The sequence below is a fragment of the Alteromonas sp. G4i35 genome, assembly GCF_054960375.1.
Map to the genome: position 1 here is coordinate 38,794 of NZ_JBHNZD010000029.1, position 15,376 is coordinate 54,169.

At 45.2% G+C, this 15,376-nt stretch carries 12 protein-coding genes and 1 tRNA gene; 3 read left to right on the forward strand and 10 right to left on the reverse strand.

Annotated elements, in window-relative coordinates; translation table 11 throughout:
* Nucleotides 1-200: 200 nt before the first annotated feature.
* The 6 genes from ACFI6L_RS17470 to purE form a co-directional block, all read right to left on the reverse strand.
* Nucleotides 201-1,382, reverse strand: coding sequence for a PQQ-dependent sugar dehydrogenase (locus tag ACFI6L_RS17470; protein WP_462574503.1), 1,182 nt, complete (start codon nt 1,380-1,382; stop codon nt 201-203).
* Between the two features lie 194 nt (nt 1,383-1,576).
* A complete protein-coding gene (locus ACFI6L_RS17475) occupies nt 1,577-2,050 on the reverse strand; it encodes a Dps family protein (RefSeq protein ID WP_014948101.1) in 474 nt (157 codons plus the stop codon).
* A gap of 186 nt (nt 2,051-2,236) precedes the next feature.
* Nucleotides 2,237-2,782, reverse strand: a complete 546-nt coding sequence (locus tag ACFI6L_RS17480) for a copper chaperone PCu(A)C (RefSeq protein ID WP_014948100.1) — start codon at nt 2,780-2,782, stop codon at nt 2,237-2,239.
* Nucleotides 2,783-2,848: 66 nt separating this feature from the next.
* Nucleotides 2,849-2,924 (reverse strand) — tRNA-Thr (locus ACFI6L_RS17485).
* 60 nt (nt 2,925-2,984) lie between these two features.
* Nucleotides 2,985-4,121: a 5-(carboxyamino)imidazole ribonucleotide synthase gene (locus ACFI6L_RS17490; RefSeq protein WP_014978177.1), complete on the reverse strand. Its 1,137-nt coding sequence runs from the start codon at nt 4,119-4,121 to the stop codon at nt 2,985-2,987.
* Nucleotides 4,118-4,612, reverse strand: coding sequence for a 5-(carboxyamino)imidazole ribonucleotide mutase (gene purE / locus ACFI6L_RS17495; protein ID WP_014948098.1), 495 nt, complete (start codon nt 4,610-4,612; stop codon nt 4,118-4,120). Before purE ends, ACFI6L_RS17490 begins: the two co-directional genes overlap by 4 nt.
* A gap of 278 nt (nt 4,613-4,890) precedes the next feature.
* Between purE and nhaA the strand changes: the two genes are divergently transcribed.
* A complete protein-coding gene (gene nhaA, locus ACFI6L_RS17500; protein WP_014948097.1) occupies nt 4,891-6,165 on the forward strand; it encodes a Na+/H+ antiporter NhaA in 1,275 nt (424 codons plus the stop codon).
* Here the strand turns inward: nhaA and ACFI6L_RS17505 are convergent.
* The 4 genes from ACFI6L_RS17505 to trxA all read right to left on the reverse strand — a co-directional run bounded on the left by ACFI6L_RS17505 (nt 6,127) and on the right by trxA (nt 12,357).
* Nucleotides 6,127-8,943: an ATP-binding protein gene (locus tag ACFI6L_RS17505; RefSeq protein ID WP_462574505.1), complete on the reverse strand. Its 2,817-nt coding sequence runs from the start codon at nt 8,941-8,943 to the stop codon at nt 6,127-6,129. The genes nhaA and ACFI6L_RS17505 overlap by 39 nt on opposite strands.
* 22 nt (nt 8,944-8,965) lie before the next feature.
* Nucleotides 8,966-10,264, reverse strand: coding sequence for an amidohydrolase (locus ACFI6L_RS17510; protein WP_239259208.1), 1,299 nt, complete (start codon nt 10,262-10,264; stop codon nt 8,966-8,968).
* Between the two features lie 229 nt (nt 10,265-10,493).
* Nucleotides 10,494-11,759 carry a transcription termination factor Rho gene (rho, locus tag ACFI6L_RS17515; protein WP_014948094.1) on the reverse strand — a complete coding sequence of 422 codons (1,266 nt, stop codon included), beginning with the start codon at nt 11,757-11,759 and terminating at the stop codon, nt 10,494-10,496.
* A gap of 271 nt (nt 11,760-12,030) precedes the next feature.
* Complete coding sequence (trxA, locus tag ACFI6L_RS17520; RefSeq protein ID WP_012517074.1) at nt 12,031-12,357, reverse strand: thioredoxin TrxA; 327 nt, start codon at nt 12,355-12,357, stop codon at nt 12,031-12,033.
* A 100-nt stretch (nt 12,358-12,457) separates the two neighbouring features.
* On the opposite strand from trxA, the gene rhlB reads away from it, so the two are divergent.
* Both rhlB and ACFI6L_RS17530 read left to right on the forward strand, forming a co-directional pair.
* Nucleotides 12,458-13,750: an ATP-dependent RNA helicase RhlB gene (gene rhlB / locus ACFI6L_RS17525; protein WP_014975523.1), complete on the forward strand. Its 1,293-nt coding sequence runs from the start codon at nt 12,458-12,460 to the stop codon at nt 13,748-13,750.
* A gap of 33 nt (nt 13,751-13,783) precedes the next feature.
* Entirely contained in the window at nt 13,784-15,295 is a 1,512-nt protein-coding gene (locus ACFI6L_RS17530; RefSeq protein ID WP_039225044.1) for a Ppx/GppA phosphatase family protein, read from the forward strand.
* Nucleotides 15,296-15,376 lie beyond the last annotated feature (81 nt).

Here is a 15,376-nt window from a genome sequence, read left to right on the forward strand (position 1 = left end):
GTCAATACGAGACCCGATGTCCTTATAAATAAAAAAGGCGCTTACTTCATTTTACAATAACAATGAAGTGGCGCCTTTTCTCATTCTACGTCTTATACCAGAATTTGAAAGGGAACAGCCATTCCTGCATTCCCACGCTTCGCTATGAAGCTTGCCAGCGCCTTCTGAGTGAGCACTTATCTATGCGGACTGGTACTATGCTATTTGGTTAGCTTTAATACTTTGCCGTTCGGTACATCGGTCAGTAAGTAAATGGCACCTTCTGGGCCAACTTCAACATCGCGAATACGGGCGTGATTGTCACGAACATATTCAAACTGCTCTGCGGGCTTTCCATCTTCTACTTTTATGCGACGAAGGTGAGTAAACTTCAACGACCCCACCAGTACATCCCCGTTCCATTCTTTGAACATTTCACCTTGGTAGAACGTTAGGCCGCTTGGCGCAATTGATGGGTCCCAATACACCCAAGGCTGCTTCATGCCATCCATATGGGTTTTGTCGCTGATAATGTCGCCACTATAGTCAACACCATAGGTAATCACAGGCCAACCGTAGTTTGCACCGCGTTCAAGGATATTGATTTCATCACCACCTTTCGGGCCATGCTCCATCGCCCATACCGCACCAGTTTCAGGATGAATAGTAACGCCTTGCACGTTGCGGTGACCATAGCTGAATATTTCAGGGGCTTTGCCGTCTGTGAATGGGTTATCTTCTACTGCGCTGCCGTCACGGTTTATGCGTGCAATTTTACCGAAGTGGTTATCGGTGTTCTGCGCTTCTTTCATGTACTTGTAGCGGTCACCCATGGTGATGTACAAGTGCTTTTTAGCATCGAACGCTAAACGACAGCCAAAGTGAAAGCCGTTATCCACAATTGAGTCGGCACTAAAGATAACGTCAACATTTTCAAGGCCTGAGTCGGTAAGCTTAGCCTTTGCAACACTGCTACTGCTGCCCGGCTTGCCCTCAACCTCACTCGCTTTGCTGTAACAGAAGTAGATAGTGTTGTTGCTGGCAAAATCCGGGTCGATAGCGATGTCCAACATACCACCTTGGTTTTGAGCAACCACCTTAGGCACATTACCTAGACGTCCTGACAACTTACCGTCTTTTGATAAACGCTGAATGCCACCTTCACGTTCCGTAACTAGCAGATCGCCATTTGGCAAAAATGCCATTCCCCAAGGATGAACAAGCCCTTCAGCGAGCGTGGTTACGGTAATATCGCTGTCGGTGATTTCATGCGCTTCGCCATGTTTATGATCTCCGTGAGCTAAAGCGGATTGGCTGATCGTAAGCGCCAATACACAAGTAAGTGACTGCGCTAGCGCGCTCACAGGTTTGAATGGTACAGCTAAAATAGTTGATGGTTTCATCGCTAGGAGCCTCATTTTAAAAAGCCGTGTGCGCGTTCACACAGGCTTCTTCTATTATTCTTAGTGGAAGGCAGTATACAAAAAAGGGCACAGCGCTGCTGTACCCTTTGTAATAATTTTACTTGCTTATGCGATAAAGGTGACTGGCCGATTAAGCCTATGTTAAATCACTGTCACCGCACTTATGTAGCGACTTACTTCGGTAATGTTGCACGAAGCATCCACGCAGTTTTTTCATGAACGCGCATACGATCGCCAATTAACGCTGCAGATGACTCATCGTCTGCGTCTTGCGCTAGCTTTAACGATTCACGGCAGGTTTTCACAACTTGCTCATGACCGTGAGTTAACAATCTCACCATTTCCGTCGCTTCAGGTACACCTTCCACTTCTTCAATTGAACTAAGCTCAGCGAACGACTTATATGTGCCCGGTGCAGCTACACCTAGAGTACGAATACGCTCTGCAATTTCGTCTACCGCTTCGGCAAGCTCTGTGTAATGCTCTTCGAACATTAGGTGCAATTCACGGAACTGCGGACCTTCTACATTCCAGTGAAAATTATGCGTTTGAAGGTACAAAGTGTAAGAGTCGGCCAATAGCTTTTTAAGACCTTCTGCTACTGCGTTACGATCGCTCTCAGAAATACCAATATCAATCTTGCTCATGTCACACTCCTTAACGTTAAAACCCTTTTTAGATTTACCTTCAGTCCATTCATCGGCGCTGAAAAATCTTGGTTTAAATAATATAAGTTAATAGTACTACAGAAATTTTGATTTAGATTAACGGTTTAGTTGATTGCATTCATCGCATTAATCGATGACTTTATACATTCTGCCTCAGCCACTCTATTAATGGTGGTGATGGTGGCTTTCGCCCGCTTCTTTTTTAACAGGTAGCAAAACCGGTAGTTCACTCCCATCGCTAAATGTGAGGGTTAGTGCTACTTCGCTGCCCTCTTCTAATCCTTTGGTCAGCCCCATCAACATGATATGACGGCCGCCTGATTCAAAAGAGGCCATTTCGCCCGCTTTTATTATAACGCCGTCAGTTAGCTCACGCATTTTCATCACGTCTTCCTCCATCACCGTTGTGTGGATTTGCGCTTCACTTGCTACATCGCTTGATACTGAAACAGACGTCAGTGTTTTATCGCTGTCACCATGATTATGCAAAGTAAAGTACACTGCGCCGGTTTTTGCCAAAGCAAAGGTCGCTCTGGCATAACCATTCATTACCATTACTTCTGATTGCTTACTGGCGTGCTTGTGCTGCTCTTTTGGCATGTGATGGTTATCATGGTCATTGCCATGCGCGTAAATAGTCGCAGACATGCTTAAAGAAAATAAGCCAGTTACGATAACTAACGGTTTAAGTGATTTGGAAAAAAATGACATACAGTCTGCTCCGAATGAATACTCGTAAGCAAGTGTACGTAAGATTGGCATAGGAAAAAAGAAAAATGGTGCCGACTGCCGGAATCGAACTGGCGACCTACTGATTACAAGTCAGTTGCTCTACCAACTGAGCTAAGTCGGCACACTTTAAAAACCGCTGCCTAGACAGCGGATGCGTATTCTAGCGATAAACGCGTGGGTGTCAACCTTTTAATCGCGTTGCTTCACCAACTAATTTTGGGAAGTACTCAAGCGGTAAATATTTGCTCAATGCCATGAGCTTTTCACCCAAGCTTTCATAACTATTCGTGGTGACATTGATGTGTCCCATCTTGCGCTTTTCACGAACAGATTTTCCGTACCAGTGAAGATGACTGCCATCGATGCTTAGCAAATCGCGCGAGAAGCTGCTGCAACCAATAATGTTGACCATAGCGCTTGGGCCAATGGCTGACGTGTCACCAAGAGGCAATCCACAGACTGCACGTAAGTGATTTTCAAACTGGCTGGTTACAGCGCCCGACTGGCTCCAGTGCCCGGAGTTATGTACACGAGGAGCAAGTTCGTTTACAAGTAGCTTGTCGCCTACTTGGAATAGTTCCACAGCCAGCACACCGACGTAGTTCATACCCTCAGCAAGTTTCACAAAAATATCGTGAGCCTGGGCCTGAAGTGCATCATCAACGTTAGTCGCTGGCGCAACCGACACATGAAGTTGACCTTGGTGATGCAAATTTTCAGCAAGTGGATAGGTGCGTACGTCGCCATTAGCATTGCGTACACCGATTAATGACAACTCTCTGTCGAAAGCCACCATTTTTTCAACCACTAAAGGCACAGTCTGCAAATCTAATCCCTGAAGGGCATTTTTTAGTTCAGGTAAATCAGCCTCATCACTTAGACGCCATTGACCATATCCGTCATAGCCATCGCGGCTAGCCTTAAGAATAAGTTTGCTACCCAACTGCTTTACGCAATCGTCTAACTGGGCAAGGTCGGTAACTATTTGGTGCTCACAATTTGCCACCTGCATGCTTTCAAGCAGCTTTTTCTCACGTACGCGATCGGCGCCAACAAGAATGCTGTCGATATTCGGCATCAACTTGTTTGTTTTCGCCGCGTCTTCAAGAAGCCTTTCAGGTACATGCTCAAATTCTACGGTAAGAGCATCTGCACCTTCTAGTGCTTGAGCAAGTGAGATTTCAAGAGGGGTTTTGCTAACTGGATGTACAACGGTATCGTTGTTTACGTCCACAGCTTGAACGTCAATACCTAACGGGCTTCCCGCCAGGTACATCATTTGAGCAAGTTGGCCTGCGCCGTAAACGACTACTCTCATTCATCTAGCTCCAACGTATTGCTTGAAGCAAGTACCGTATCAGTTTGCGATTTTCTAAAAGCGATAACGGCATTGCGTACGCTTTCGTCTTGCAGCGCAACAACTTGTGCCGCGAGAAGACCCGCATTTGCTGCACCAGCCTCACCTATTGCCAGTGTACCTACCGCAACACCTTTCGGCATTTGAACGATAGAAAGCAGTGAGTCTAATCCGTTGAGCGCCTTTGATTTAACCGGGCAGCCAAACACAGGTAAATGCGTGTGTGCAGCAATCATTCCCGGTAAGTGAGCTGCGCCGCCTGCGCCAGCAATGATTGCGCTAAAACCTTCATCTGCAGCGCTTTCTGCAAACTCTACTAGCAAGTTGGGTGTACGGTGCGCCGACACCACCTTCGCTTCAAATTCAACACCAAACGACTTCAGCATTTTTGCGGCCTGCTGCATAGTAGGCCAGTCTGAAGTTGAACCCATTACAATCGCGACTTTTGCCATCTAGAGATCCTCGGGGTAGGTAAAGTGGACAACCTTGGAAAGGCCGCGATTGTAGCGTAAAACCGTTCAAAATCCCACCGTAAATGGCGTCAATTATAGCGCCACTCGCTTAAGGGTTGTTGAGGCTACTCTCTTATAAGGGTGATCTATCTCTTCGCTGTCAGTCGTATTAACTATAATTAATTTATGTAGAAAAGTTGCCTGACTACACGGATTAACGAACGCTTTTATTTCCACACTTTGCGACGTTGACCATGAACGGGCGTTAGAGGTTATTGATGACAGATAAGCACGAACCCGACGTACTTGATGAGGTGATAGAAGAAGTACAAGACGTGGTCTCTGACTTCTTAAATCGCGAAGCCGCTCCCGGCATATTGTTAATGGGTGCAACGATTCTTGCGCTCATTATTGCTAATTCTCCCCTAGATACGCTTTACGATCATTTAATCAGTATGCCGGTACAAATATCAGCCGGTACGTGGGCTATCGATAAGCCATTATTGCTGTGGATTAACGACGGGTTAATGGCGGTGTTCTTTTTTCACGTGGGTCTGGAACTGAAGCGGGAAATCTGCGAAGGTGAATTGGCCAATCCCAAAGATATTATTTTACCCGCAGCGGGTGCTGTGGGTGGTATGGCACTACCCGCCTTGATTTACGTAGGCATTAACTGGGACAACCCCGTAGCCATTGCAGGGTGGGCAATTCCCGCCGCTACTGACATCGCGTTTGCGTTAGGTATTTTGGCGCTACTAGGTAGTCGAGTACCTACGAGCCTGAAAGTTTTCTTAGTCACCCTGGCTATTATTGACGATATCGGTGCTATCGTAATTATTGCCCTGTTTTACACCGAGCACATTACCGCGGGTGCGCTGTATATTGCTGCAGGTTGTTTATTGCTGTTGTGGCAAATGAATAAACGCAATGTGGTAGATATTCCGCCTTATGTTTTTGTGGGAATCATTCTGTGGGTAGCCATGTTGAAGTCAGGCGTTCACGCCACACTGGCAGGTGTCGTACTTGCTGGCTTTATTCCTATGCGGGATGAGAAAGACGAATCTTATTCTCCGGTAACGCGACTAGAGCACGGTTTGAATGGCTCGGTGAGTTTCGCAATCCTACCTTTATTCGCCTTCGCTAACGCCGGCATAAGTTTTGGTAACATCAGTCCGGAGGGTATTTTCCATCCTGTTACCTTTGGGATCTTTCTTGGCTTGGTTGTGGGTAAACAAATTGGCGTATTCGGTTTTTGCTACTTAATGGTGAAGTTAAAGCTGGCTAAGTTACCAGAGGATCTTAACTTCAAGCATATCTATGGCTGTGCGCTACTTTGCGGAGTTGGCTTTACAATGAGCTTATTCATTGGGGGACTGGCCTTTGCACAGACAGGTATCAATCAAATTTTTGACGAGCGTGTGGGCATTTTAACCGGCTCTCTTGTCTCGGCGTGCTTAGGGTATATTGTACTGCGATTCGTTAGCGAAGCGCCGAGCGATAACACTGATGTAGCCTCAAACGCTAGCAAGTTCACGGGCAATACAGTCAAATAGAACCTGCTTGCGAATAGGCTTACTTAAATGCGCATTCATGCCTGCTTCTAAGCAGGCATTTTTGTCTTCGATAAACGCATTGGCGGTTAAAGCGATGATCCTGACCGTGTCCTTATTCCTGCCTTCACTTCGAATAAGTTTCGATGCTGTATGACCATCCATGATCGGCATTTGGCAATCCATTAAAATTACGTCGAAATCGTGCCTCTTCTCGGCCTTAACAGCATCTTGCCCGTTTTTCGTTCTAATACATTTGATGTTGGACGATTTGAGCATGTCCATGACGATTTCAGCATTAATGTCGTTGTCTTCAGCCAATAAAACCCGTAATCCATCAGGTAATGACGGAATCACCTCATTTTCTGCATGCTCTTTTTCTTCACTTACTGTGGCAGGAATGTGGAAGGTGAAGCTTGTTCCTTTACCCAGTTCACTTTCAACATAAAGCTCACCACCAAGAAGCTCAACCAAACCTTTAGAAATGGCCAAACCTAATCCTGTGCCACCAAAATTTCGAGTGGTGGACGGATCGGCTTGCTCAAACTTATCAAAAATAAGGCGTAGTTTGTTGGGAGCAATGCCTATTCCCGTATCGGTAACCGAAATTTTAAGTCCTTGGTGGGCATAGCTGACGTTAACCGTCACGACACCATCGCTGGTGAACTTAATCGCGTTACTAAGTAAGTTATTGATGATTTGGCTCACCTTCCCTGCATCAATGTTCAGTGCGTTAGGTACGCCCTGATTAATATACAAAGCAATATCGTACCCTTTTACTTGCGCAGCGTGACGGTAGAGGTCACAAGAAGCTTCAAGTAACTCGCGAATGGCACAGCTTTGAATATCGGTAAGCATTTTACCCGATTCAATCTTCGACCAATCTAAGATACTGTCTAGGATGATAAGTAAATTGCTAGCAGAGCGTGAAATTGTTTTGGCTCTAGCCGAAACATTTTCCGGCAACTCATTCTCGAGCATCAATTCACATGAGCCAATAATGCCGTTCATTGGCGTTCTAATCTCGTGACTCATGTTGGCGAGAAACTGCGTTTTCGCCACATTCGCGGCTTCCGCTTCTTTAAGCGCTAACGCAAGGTGCTCGGTTTTCTCTTCTATGCGCTTTTCCAAAGACTGATTCAATTCCCCTAGCTCGACATTCAGGCTTTGCTCTACTTCTCTTGCAACCTTTAGCTCTTCAAATGCATCGAGCAATCGGGCTTCTAAACTCACGAACTCATCGCTTAGCGACGAGAGCTCTTGAATGTGCAGTGCCCTTTGTGGTGCTTTAACACCTTCTTTTTGTGTGGGGTCGAATTCGGAAATATAGCGAACAAGGCGACGAATAGGCGCGCCGACCATTTTTGCGACTACGTATCCGGTGAATGTTCCAAATGCAGATAATGCCAATAGCAGAAGTAAGTCTTTTAGCAAATAATTACTCATTGATGCCATTAACAGTCGTTTGTCGAAGTAATAGCTGACTTTCCAGCTAGCAAAAGGCATATCTTTCGCTAACCTCAACCATGTTTTCCCATGAGGCCCGTTCTCAACCTCAACAGCACAATCAGGTTCACAAATATAAAAAGGTGCTTTAGTGAGTGGCTTCATCTTCAGGCCTTTAGATGCATAGATAACTTCGCCTTTTTGATCCTCAATGAGCATCAAAAAACCACCCAAGCTTAAGTTATCAATAGCAGAAAAGCTCTTTAACGATAAAGAGCCCTCTACAATACCTTTTGGAGTGCCATCTGCATCTGTAATAGGGGCTGACAAGGCTACAATTGGATCGTTACCAAAACCTCGGCCTTGAAATACATTTGAAAGGAATGGTTTACCTGTCTGCATGACTTCAAAGAAATACGGCCTGTAAGCCACATTTGACAAGCCGCTTTGTCTTGCCTTATCCAACAGGCTAGGCGGGTAAGCGTGGGTAAGATCGCCATTGTCATCTGCAATGAGGAAGGTCAAAAATTCTGGATTGTGCGATGCCAACACCCGCAAATTTGTCACCGCTGCATTATCGAAATCGCTGTTTGATACCTCGCTAGACAACACTTGCGCTGCGCTAATAATGGCACTTTGGTGTTGCTGAATAAAATTCGAAAGTTGGAACTCCAGCACATTCACCCGCTGCGACATGTAACTGTGAATTTGTCTTTCTTGCTGTTGTTGAAACAGACTTACCGACAAATAAATTACTGCCATGGAAGCAACGAAGAAGCAACCGGAAAAGAAGTACCCAAAAAGAAAGTGCAGCGTAACCCGCTCGGACTTACTTGATGTTTGTCGCTTAAGCCCGTGGACTGCCAAATACGAAAAGTGTCCGGTTACAAGACCAAATACACCGCTTACCCAGGTGACCAGCACACCCGAAAACAGCATATTTGCGTTATCGCCATCATAAAGAGAATGCTCTAAAACGAGAATGGGCAGAAAGACAATAGACCAAAAGCCTGCGCCTACTTTTATCACCTGTTTAAGCGACTTGTTATAGCCAAAAAAGCTAAGCACGATAGGCAGTAGAGTAAGGCTTTCTTTTCCAACTATGCTCCCGTCGTTAAGCCATAAGGGAAGGCTGACAACAAGTGCAATAGGAATGGAAATAAAAGGAGAAAACCGAAGTGAAGCGTAGACTGCCGCACCTATGCCAAATGTAGCTATCCCTGTGCTATCAAAAGGTGGGTTGAGAGCATTAAGACCCGCACCTAACACACATACAAGTAGTGCTTGAAGGGCCAGAGACCATGAAAAAGAAAATGAAATACTGCCAATTTTCAACGCATGTCTCCGGCGAATAGATTTAGTGTTGAGCCATGTAATCTAGGGTAAAGTTCGTTAGAAGCTTCACGCCTAATTTCATGCCTTCATCATCAACATAAAATTCCGGTGTGTGATGAGCAGGGCTATCTACTTCAGAGACGTCTAATGGCTTACCGCCTACCCAAACATATAAACCTGGAATTTTTTCTTGGAAAAATGAAAAGTCTTCCGCCCCCGTGACCGGTTTAGAAAGCAGCGTATTTTCAACGCCTGCGGTACGCTGCATAGTAGGCAGCATGGCTTTTGTAAGCTCTGGGTCGTTGTACGTAATGGGGTAATAGTAATCTAGCGGTAGCGTAAGTTCTGCTTCTGCGCCCATACTTTCAGCAATAGCCTTTACTTTGCGCGGAAGCGACTCGTAAATGTGATCGCGAGCGGCTTCATTGAGTGTACGAATTGTGCCAACCATTTCTACTTCATTTGGAATGATGTTTGAACGGTTACCGCCGTGAATAGAGCCAATAGACACCACCGCTGCATCGTCAATCAATTTCAACTCACGACTTACTATAGTCTGAATTGACATGATCATTTGCGCAGCGGTAACCACTGGATCAACACTCTTCCAAGGATAAGCGCCGTGGGCTTGCTTACCGTGAATAACAATTTTAAATGGGTCTACCGCGGCCATGGTGCCACCCGCGTTATAACGCACTTTACCCACATCGGTGTTAGCATTGATATGCAGGCCAAAAATAGCGTCTACATCAGGGTTTTTAAGTACACCTTCAGCAACCATAACTTCCGCACCGCCTTTTTCTCCAGCGGGTGCGCCCTCTTCTGCTGGCTGAAAGATAAACTTCACTTTACCTTTCAGGTCGCCTTTAATTTCGGTAAGAATTTTTGCCGCGCCCATGAGCATTGCCATGTGAGTATCGTGACCACAGGCGTGCATAACCGGCACTTCTTTTCCGTTGTATTCGCCCATCTGCTTTGAGCGGTAGGACAAATCGTTTTGCTCTTTTACAGGAAGTCCGTCCATGTCTGCACGTAATGCAACCACAGGACCTGGCTTGCCCGAGTCTAAAATAGCTACCACACCCGTTTTTGCCACACCGGTCTGCACTTCTAAACCTAGGCTTTCAAGGTAGTCAGCAACATATTCAGCGGTTTTAAACTCGCGATTCGATAATTCAGGAAATTCATGAAAGTGATGACGCCATTTAATTACATCAGGCTCGACTTTATTCGCTAATTCATCAACATTGATCTGAGCGGCATTAGCAGCTGACACAGAGGCCAACCCTGCAAATGCGAGTGACAGCAATTTCTGGTACATAACTATTATTTCCTTTGGTGTTTTTTAGACAGAGTAAATCATCTCAAGGGAGAACACACCATTGAACTAACGATTGCTGTTAAAAATCAATAAGCAAACGAAAATACCCCATTCACAAGACTGAGGGCATTAGACGGAAGTATAAGAAAAGTGCTTTATCGATGCAGGGAATAAAAAAGGCGCCGAGTGGCGCCTTTTCCTTAAATATCAACTTATTACTAAGTTTCTATTAACTCTTTTGTCTACGCATTGCGTCAAAGAACTCATCGTTTGTCTTGGTCATCGACAACTTACTGATAAGGAAGTCCATTGCGTCAATTTCTGACATTTCGTGAACGATTTTGCGAAGGATCCACATTTTCTGTAGTTCATCTTGCGCTGTAAGCAGTTCTTCACGACGGGTACCAGAGCGGTTGAAGTCGATAGCCGGGAACACACGTTTTTCCGCGATTTTGCGATTAAGGTGTAATTCCATGTTACCTGTACCTTTAAACTCTTCGTAGATAACTTCGTCCATTTTAGAGCCGGTATCGATAAGCGCTGTTGCGATAATCGTTAAGCTTCCGCCTTCCTCAACATTACGGGCGGCACCAAAGAAGCGCTTAGGCTTGTGAAGAGCATTCGCATCAACACCACCGGTAAGTACTTTACCTGATGATGGGATAACCGTGTTGTAAGCGCGAGCAAGACGAGTAATCGAGTCAAGCAGGATAACCACGTCTTTTTTGTGTTCAACAAGACGCTTGGCTTTTTCGATAACCATTTCAGCAACTTGTACGTGACGACTTGCTGGCTCATCGAAGGTTGAAGCAACGACTTCACCTTGAACAAGACGATGCATCTCGGTTACTTCTTCCGGACGCTCATCAATAAGTAATACCATTAACTCACAATCTGGGTGGTTAGCAGCAATTGACTGAGCAATATTCTGAAGAAGAAGCGTTTTACCGGCCTTAGGTGGCGCTACGATAAGACCACGCTGGCCTTTACCGATTGGCGACGCCAAATCTAGTACACGAGCCGTAATGTCTTCTGTTGAGCCATTACCACGTTCCATGCGCAAGCGATCTGCTGCGTGAAGTGGTGTAAGGTTTTCAAAAAGGATTTTATTACGTGAATTTTCAGGCTTGTCGAAGTTAACTTCGCGGATTTTTAGCAGGGCGAAGTATCGTTCACTGTCTTTCGGTGGACGAATTTTCCCGGCAATCGTATCACCGGTACGCAAGTTAAAGCGTCGAATTTGGCTTGGCGATACATAAATATCGTCTGGTCCTGCAAGATACGAAGAGTCAGCTGAGCGTAAGAAGCCGAAACCGTCCTGTAAAATTTCTAGTACCCCATCACCAAAGATGTCTTCACCGCTTTTAGCGTGTGTCTTTAGGATTGAGAAAATGATGTCTTGTTTTCTGGCGCGCGCCATGTTTTCCAGGCCCATCTCCTCGGCCAGGTTAACCAACTCGCTTATTGGTTTGTTCTTTAATTCAGTTAAATTCATACTGGTGGGTCTTTGTGCTTGAACTTCGCTTACAGGACTTAAAGTCACTCTGTTCTAGTTTAGATTTGATATCACCCTGATGTGGGCGTAAGCAGAACGCTGCTCGGATGAGCGCTGAAGAAAAGTTAGCACTATATTTAATCAACGTCCAGCGTTTTACCGCCGAAATGTTAAATAATTTGTGGCTTGCTCTTCTAGAATGAAACGTTAGTCCCTGTGGCGTAAATAAAAACCGGTGCTTCGTTAGCACCGGTTTTCAATTTGAAATCAATTAAAGGTTTTCGTTAAGGAACTCTGTTAATTGAGCTTTAGATAGCGCGCCTACTTTAGTTGCAGCAACGTTACCGTTTTTGAAAAGTAGTAATGTAGGAATACCACGAATACCATATTTAGGTGGAGTTTCGTTATTTTCATCGACATTCAACTTGCCAACTGTTAACTTGCCATCAAACTCGGTCGCAACTTCTTCCAAGATTGGTGCGATCATTTTACACGGGCCACACCATTCGGCCCAGAAGTCAACCAGTACAGGACCTTCAGCATTGATAACGTCTGCTTCGAATTTATCGTCAGATAACTGGATAATTTTGTCGCTCATTCTTTTCTCCATTATTGGTCTGTCGCTGATTTGTCTCAGCCTGACCATAAGTGTTATATAGAAACTGTTTTTTAATGCAAGCACTGATAAGCTATAAGCTATGCCTACTCACTTAACTGATACTCACTTTTCTGACCTGCCGATTAACGGCAAGGTTGTTGACGCCTTGGCGGCAGCTAATTTTTCACATTGTACACCAATTCAAGCACTTGCACTGCCTCCTTTATTGGAAGGTCACGACATTGCAGGTCAGGCTCAAACCGGAACCGGTAAAACCATTGCCTTTTTGGTAGCTACATTTCACTATTTGCTAAGCAAAGCAGAAAATGCAGATAACAGCAAATCAAATGGCCCTCGCGCAATTATCATGGCGCCGACCAGAGAGCTCGCCGTTCAAATTTATAACGACGCCAAACTGCTTAGTGAGCATACTGGATTGTCGCTTGGTTTGATTTATGGGGGCGAAGGTTACCAAAGTCAACGTGAAACTTTGGAAGAAGGGGTAGATATTATAATTGGTACGACAGGACGCATACTGGATTACTACAAACAGAATGTGTTCACACTGAAGAATATTCAGGTTGCCGTACTTGATGAAGCCGACCGCATGTTCGATTTAGGCTTTATAAAAGATATCCGCTTTTTATTCCGCCGCATGCCACCGGCAAGCGAACGTTTGAGCATGCTATTTTCAGCTACACTTAGCTACCGTGTGCAAGAGCTTGCTTACGAGCACATGAACAACCCTACCCACGTACAGGTAGCGCCAGAACAAACAACTGCAACTCGCGTTTCTCAAGAGCTATTTTATCCGTCTGATGACGACAAGATGCTGCTTCTTCTTACGCTGCTTGAAGAAGAATGGCCAGAAAAGGCAATTGTTTTTGCCAACACTAAAAATAGCTGTGAGAAAGTTACCGACTGGCTTACCGCAGATGGCCATCGCGTGGGCTTGCTTAGCGGCGATGTACCACAGAAGAAACGCCTTGGGATCTTAGAAGATTTCACCAAAGGCAATCTTGATATTTTAGTCGCAACCGACGTTGCAGCGCGCGGTCTTCATATCGACGCGGTAACGCACGTATTTAACTACGACTTACCTGACGACGCCGAAGACTATGTACACCGTATTGGTCGTACTGGCCGTGCAGGACAAAGTGGTGTTGCAATTAGTTTCGCGTGCGAAAAATACGCACTAAACTTACCTGCTATTGAGCAATACATTCAAAAGGCAATACCGGTTACCGATTACGACCGCAGCGCCCTACTTGATGATGTAACACCTCCAAAACCACGTAGAAGACGTACGCCTAACAACCGCAATTCTTCACGTCGTGGAAACGGAAGAGGCCGTGGAAAGCCTCAAAACCGAAACAACAGAGCGCAACAGTGAGGCGTAAAGGTACTCAATAAGAATCGAGGTTTTATGCAGGCAGAACTCCAGCACGACGCACAAACCTACGGCGAGTATTACGCCGCCGTAGATTTAGGCTCTAACAGCTTTCACATGGTGATTGTTCACGTTGTTAACGGCAGTGTGCAAATAATAGGGAAAATTAAACAGAAAGTGCGCCTAGCAGCAGGTTTAGATGATGAGCTAGCACTTGATGACGTAAGCATGGAACGCGGCTGGCAATGCCTGCAAGTATTCTCGGAACGCCTGCAGGATATCCCCCCTTCTAATATTAAAATTGTAGCGACCGCTACATTGCGACTGGCAACCAATGCGCATGTATTCATTCGCAAGGCAGAAGAGATTCTCAATCACAAACTTGAAGTGATTAGCGGTGAAGAAGAAGCGCGACAAATTTATCTTGGCGTAGCCTACACATCCGCCAACCAAGGCAATAGCTTAGTCATAGATATTGGCGGCGCCAGCACAGAAATCATTATCGGTAACGACATGCAGCCTATCCATCTTAAGAGTTTGGATATGGGCTGTGTAACGTTTATGGAGCGCTATTTCACCGGCGGCACTATCACCGAAAACAATTTCGACAATGCCAAACAAGCCGCACACGCGCTTATTGCCGATGTGTCTAGCGCGTTTTTGTGTTTTGATTGGGAGAATTGTTTAGGTGCATCTGGCACGCCGCAAGCCATTACTGAGATTCTTGTAGCACAGGGTATTAGTGATGCTATCCGCTTAGACTATTTGTATCATTTAGAAAAGCAATGTATTGAATGCGGCAGCATTAAAACCCTTGATATCGACGGATTGGAAGATAACAGAAAAGCTATTTTCCCGTCTGGTTTAGCGATCCTCATCAGCTTATTTGAAGCGCTAAATATTAAGCACATGAATATTTCTGGTGGTGCGCTTCGAGAAGGACTTATCTACGGAATGCTAGATAACGTTACCGAGAATGATAGACGCCAGCAGACCCTTAATCAGGCAAAACATCGTTATCATGTAGATGCCAGTCACGCGAACTCGGTTAGTCACGTAGCGCTTACTTTATGCCATCAACTTTGTGCACAACAGAACATTTGTCATTTAGATACCGAAACCATTTTAGGTGCAGCCGCACAGCTCCATGAAATAGGTCTTCACATTGAATATAAGCGCCATCATGAGCATGGTGAATACATATTAAGTCATATTGATTTGCCCGGCTTCACGCGCCTTCAGCGCGCCGCCATCCGCGATTTAGTTGCTCAGCATAGGTTAAACATAAAGCCAGACGTATTTGAAAAGTACCACGAAGACTACCGTCCAATGCTAAAAGGCTTATTGCGAATTTTACGTATAGCAGTGGTGTTATGTCTGCGTCGTCAGAATAAACATATACCAGAGGTAACGTTGCAGTGCGAAGAAAGTAAGTGGACACTTACTTTTCCTGAAGGCTGGCTAAAATCGCATCCTTTGATCAACGCAGAGCTAGCAAATGAATGCTGGCTTCAGCATAAAGCTGGCTGCGAACTCGTTTGTAAGTAATCACTTACATACAGATAGGATGCGTTAAATGTATTACGATAAATAGAAAAGACACATAAAAAAAGCCGTGCATTGCACGGC

Bases quoted from the DNA above. Each gene is read 5' to 3' on its own strand.
- ACFI6L_RS17480 (WP_014948100.1), bottom strand. From the start codon at position 2,782: ATGTCATTTTTTTCCAAATCACTTAAACCGTTAGTTATCGTAACTGGC.
- ACFI6L_RS17530 (WP_039225044.1), top strand. From the start codon at position 13,784: ATGCAGGCAGAACTCCAGCACGACGCACAAACCTACGGCGAGTATTAC.
- trxA (WP_012517074.1), bottom strand. From the start codon at position 12,357: ATGAGCGACAAAATTATCCAGTTATCTGACGATAAATTCGAAGCAGAC.
- rhlB (WP_014975523.1), top strand. From the start codon at position 12,458: ATGCCTACTCACTTAACTGATACTCACTTTTCTGACCTGCCGATTAAC.
- ACFI6L_RS17475 (WP_014948101.1), bottom strand. From the start codon at position 2,050: ATGAGCAAGATTGATATTGGTATTTCTGAGAGCGATCGTAACGCAGTA.
- nhaA (WP_014948097.1), top strand. From the start codon at position 4,891: ATGACAGATAAGCACGAACCCGACGTACTTGATGAGGTGATAGAAGAA.
- ACFI6L_RS17470 (WP_462574503.1), bottom strand. From the start codon at position 1,382: ATGAAACCATCAACTATTTTAGCTGTACCATTCAAACCTGTGAGCGCG.
- ACFI6L_RS17490 (WP_014978177.1), bottom strand. From the start codon at position 4,121: ATGAGAGTAGTCGTTTACGGCGCAGGCCAACTTGCTCAAATGATGTAC.
- ACFI6L_RS17510 (WP_239259208.1), bottom strand. From the start codon at position 10,264: ATGTACCAGAAATTGCTGTCACTCGCATTTGCAGGGTTGGCCTCTGTG.
- purE (WP_014948098.1), bottom strand. From the start codon at position 4,612: ATGGCAAAAGTCGCGATTGTAATGGGTTCAACTTCAGACTGGCCTACT.
- rho (WP_014948094.1), bottom strand. From the start codon at position 11,759: ATGAATTTAACTGAATTAAAGAACAAACCAATAAGCGAGTTGGTTAAC.